This window comes from Rhodobacter sp. SGA-6-6 (assembly GCF_011043545.1).
In the GTDB taxonomy this organism is placed as follows: domain Bacteria; phylum Pseudomonadota; class Alphaproteobacteria; order Rhodobacterales; family Rhodobacteraceae; genus Pseudogemmobacter.
Genome location: NZ_JAAKGP010000036.1, coordinates 1 through 4250, shown reverse-complemented (window position 1 = coordinate 4250; position 4250 = coordinate 1). Strand labels below are relative to the sequence as shown.

Sequence of the window (4250 nt, the reverse complement as noted above, 5' to 3'; positions counted from 1 at the left end):
CCTGAGCAGCCCGGTCCTCCGCCCTGGAACGAGAAAGGCCGCCCTCATATTCCATGATAGCGGCCCTCTCCTCGAAGCTGTCGATGTCTGGAACTAGCGGCATGGCAGCCCCACCTTCTCGACGATCTCCCGCTTCTGATCATCGCTGATCCCGGCCGAGTAGATGCCATAGGTCATCCGGTTCTCAGAACGCGCCGACTGATGCCCAACGATCGAGGCGGTGAAGTGCTCCGGCACCCCTGCCCTCTCGCACTGGGTTACGAACCACTTCCGTGTCGAGTGGAACACCACCCCGGGGCGAGAGAGCCCCAGAGTGGCCCGCAGGCTAGCGAACCTCTTCGTGACGATTGAGACACTAAGGTCGGGGAAGAGCCGTCCCTCTCGTGGCAGGTTGGCCAGCAGCGGCGTCAGCGTCGAGTGCAACGGGATCAATCTCTCCGCTGCGTCCGTCTTCAGCGACCGGACCTCGTTGGGACGTATCCAGGCGAACCAGCCGAGATTGCCCTTCCAGACCAGATCATCCCGTACCAACCCTACCGCCTCACCAGCCCGCATCCCGGTCAGCAGGCAGAAGACCAGCACATCACCGATACGAGGATCGTTCAGCGCCAGAAGTCCGCCAACCTCACCATCCGTCAGGGCGGCATAGCTGCGGTTCCTGCCCTTCGCCTCGACCCGAACCGTGCTGAAGGGATTCACCGTCAACTCGCCCTCGTAGACCGCCCAGTCGAGGAAGTGCCCGACCTGACTGACCGTCCTCCGTTGAGTCCTTGCGCTGATCGTCCCGCCCCGGCTGGCTTCCACCAACCTGTCCAGGCCATAGTCCCGAGTCCGCCATGACTTGCCGGTATGCCGACCGAGCAGCGCCACCTTCCTGACGAAAGCCAGCGCCTCCTCCCGACTGATCGACCCAATTGCCCTAGAGCCATAGGCCGACACGAACAAGCCAACCGAGAACCGAACCGACTTGAACCCTCCGTGCTGCAACTCGTTGGACCGCCGGTTCAGGTAGAGACGGGCAAGCTCCTTGACCGTCCTGCGTCCCACGATCACCACCGGAGAGAACACCGGCGGGGTCACCACGACCGGGGACGACTTCTCCACCACCTGACCCGCCTTGGCCTTGGTGATCACCTCCTCATACTTGGCGTTGACTTCAGCGGCCCGCGCCCGGGCCACCCGCGCATCCCCGGTCTTCAGCGACTGCTTCATCGCCTGCCCCAACACCGCTTGAAGCTCCTTGGGATAGTTCCGCCGATACAGCCACGTCTGCTGCTTCAGGTAGGCATACTGAATACGCACCGACATGCGTCCTCCTTCTGGGGCCTTTGCCCCAGTTCTGATGATGTTGATGATTTCCTGATGAGGTTCAGCCGTTTAGAAGGATAACTACGATCCCAGCGGTCTCCCCGGGCCCTGCTGGCCCGAGGATCAAGTCAAGGGCAGGCTCGCCGTAGCTGCCCGCGAGAGGTCCGGTGAGCGCCACGCCCCCCACGCAGTCCTCATGCACCACGTCCACGCGGAACAGGTGCCGGGGAACCTCGTCGAAGGCCGCGATCCAGACGATGCTGCCGGGCAACATCACTGCCACATCATCAGCGCGCCGAGAAACAGCGAAGTGGCCGTCGAGGGGCTGAACTGACTCACCAGCCAGAGTATCCCCATCACCAGAACCTCCCGGGGTACCAGCACGGCACCCGTGGCCAACAGGCCGAGAACGGCAAGAACATTCATAAGCTAAACTCCTGTAGCTGCTTCTTTTATAGATGCAGGAGTTTTCTCGGTTTCGGGGCAGGGTGAGGGTCGGCAAGAGTAGTGGGCTTTCACCATCACGCCACCGGCCTGCCTGCGTCTACCGTGTATGACACTTGAGCTCGCGGTGAGAACGGCCGAGGGTGTGTGGAAACTACGTTGGGCGGCAGGTGGTGCGGGACAGCATTCTCTCATCGCAGGAATGGAGTGAAAATGTTCCGCTCGGCTCCGCGTGAAGCGACATCAGAGGGAAGTCGTTCTCGGAGATTTCATAGGTTCCGAGTTTCCACACAGCCTCGGCCCACTGCCGACGTCCGACGGAGGTGCAAATGCTGCGGTGCAGCCCGTTGAACCAGCCATTCGCCGCGACCGCGAAATTTATGCACGACTGGCGATATCAGGTTGCTTGGCCGAGCTTGGAGATGGTTCCCATCCACTAGATGGGCGTGTTATATACGCCGTACTTGTATGCAGGGATGATTCATGAGCGACCTTACTCAGCTTCAGGAAGATCTTGACGACCTGAAAAACGTCGATGACCAAGAGGAGGATGTCTCCACGACTGGCGAGTTGTTCTCAATCTCATCCTTCGGCGTGGATTACCCGGTGGAGACACTGGTATCCCGCATGGACAAGAAGCTTTTCTACATCCCGTCCTTCCAGCGGGCTTTTGTCTGGTCGCAAAATCAGTGCTCCCGCTTTATAGAATCCCTGTTGCTTGGGCTGCCTGTGCCGAGCATCTTCCTGTTCAAAGAAAGCGATACCGGCAAGCATCTGGTCATCGACGGCCAGCAGCGCTTGAAGTCCTTGCACCTCTTCTCCCAAGGCATCATCAACGGCAGAGAATTCGCCCTTACCGGGTTAGAAACCAAGTTTGCCAATCGTACCTACAAGACGCTGGACGATGCCGACCGTGCCCGCCTCGATGACGCGGTAATCCATGCCACGGTATTCCGTCAGGATTTGCCCGAAGGCGAAGTTAACAGCGTCTATGAGGTGTTCGAGCGTATTAACACGGGTGGCATCAAACTCTCCCCTCAGGAAATCCGCTCCTGTATCTGCCACGGCCCGTTCAACGACTACCTGCACTCCCTTAACGACAATGCCGAATGGCGGGCCATCTACGGACCGAAGAGCAAGCGTCTGAAGGACATAGAGTTGATCCTGCGCTTCATGGCCTTTTACGAGACGGGCCATGCCTACAAAGCGCCTATGAAGCACTTCCTTAATGACTTCATGAAGGAAAAGCGGAATATCTCGGACGCGGATATGAAGAAGCTCGGACAAATCTTCATTGATATGATCACTTATGTGACCAAGACACTGGGCAACCGGACGTTCCGTCCGGACCGTTCCCTCAACACGGCAGTGTTCGACTCTGTTGCGGTCGCCATCGCTAAGCGTCTTGCGGAAAAAGGTCCCCCTGACGAAGCAAAGGCAATAGACACCTACACAGCGCTTCTGAGTAACGAGCGGTTTACCGAGGGCTACATCCGGTCCACCGCCGACGAAGAGAACGTCAAAAAGCGTATGGGGGAGGCCTACGCAGCCTTTGCCAGTATATGAAGCGGCAGGAGTTGCAGGCAGAATTCGACCGCCTAAACGGCCAGATAGCGGTCATCAAGAAGAGCGTGGGCACCGAGCGCGACGAGCTTATCAACCTGTCGAGCCAGCAGCTTTGCGTCTCAATATGCGGTAGCTTGGAGCAGTCCCTCAAGCAGATATTCATCGAATACGCTAAGCGGCGATCCAACAGTCGCATCTATAGGCCTATCGAGAAAATCTGCGAGAGCTACCAGAACCCAAAGACAGCGAAAGTGCTCGACCTTATCGGCCTGTTCGATGCGGACTTCGAGACTGAGCTAAAGCGCCAGTGGGGTGCTGAGCGCGAGATCGAGAAGCAACACATCGACAACATGGTGGATGATAGGATCACCATCGCTCACCGCAAGAAGCACCACGTCAACGTATCCTCCTCCAAGTTGGAGGACTATTTCAAGGCATACAGTGGCCTGCTCGACCGCGTTTACACCCACTTCCTCGGAGCACCTTGAAGGGCACAGATGAAATGATTGGCGTTGATCCTATTGGTGATTCTGCAAAGTGCGAGGCATTCCAGCCCACGGCTGAGCCGGGCAGCGTTAAGTTTCTCCCAGTTTGGCCAGCATATGAACCGCTTGGCATTAGGCGCTCGCCGCTTCGACAACATCAACGGCAAAGTCTGTAGCGCGTCAGCTTTGGCTGATCTTGAAATTGAATGTTGAATGCAGACATACCCGATGTGGCCGAACCAGCCATTCGTCCCGGCCGCAGCGAATAACCGCTCCCCGCCCTCAGCAGCAACCCAGCCGTGATGCTTGCCGGGATCTCAGCAGAGTTCCCAAGTCATCCGCTCTTAGCGTACCCACCTCGCTCATGTCTAAGTCGTACCGCCCCACCCGTCGCCCCACCCCGCCAACGGTTGGCAGCATTCTGGTACCGACTCTTACCCATACCCG

Annotated in this window: 4 protein-coding genes; 2 read left to right on the top strand and 2 right to left on the bottom strand. The window is 58.2% G+C overall.

The genetic code is table 11. The features are described 5' to 3' along the window. Window positions 1-93: 93 nt before the first annotated feature. Entirely contained in the window at window positions 94-1308 is a 1215-nt protein-coding gene (locus G5B31_RS20675) for a DUF6538 domain-containing protein (RefSeq protein ID WP_205912052.1), read from the bottom strand. Between the two features lie 273 nt (window positions 1309-1581). Continuing rightward, complete coding sequence (locus tag G5B31_RS20670) at window positions 1582-1734, bottom strand: hypothetical protein (RefSeq protein WP_165020079.1); 153 nt, start codon at window positions 1732-1734, stop codon at window positions 1582-1584. Window positions 1735-2235: 501 nt separating this feature from the next. Between G5B31_RS20670 and G5B31_RS20665 the strand changes: the two genes are divergently transcribed. Then, the gene (locus tag G5B31_RS20665) at window positions 2236-3318 is read left to right on the top strand and encodes a DUF262 domain-containing protein (RefSeq protein WP_165020078.1); all 1083 of its coding nucleotides are present in this window, start codon (window positions 2236-2238) and stop codon (window positions 3316-3318) included. Beyond that, complete coding sequence (locus tag G5B31_RS20660) at window positions 3315-3806, top strand: hypothetical protein (protein ID WP_205912051.1); 492 nt, start codon at window positions 3315-3317, stop codon at window positions 3804-3806. The genes G5B31_RS20665 and G5B31_RS20660 overlap by 4 nt, the downstream gene beginning before the upstream one ends. Window positions 3807-4250: the final 444 nt, after the last annotated feature.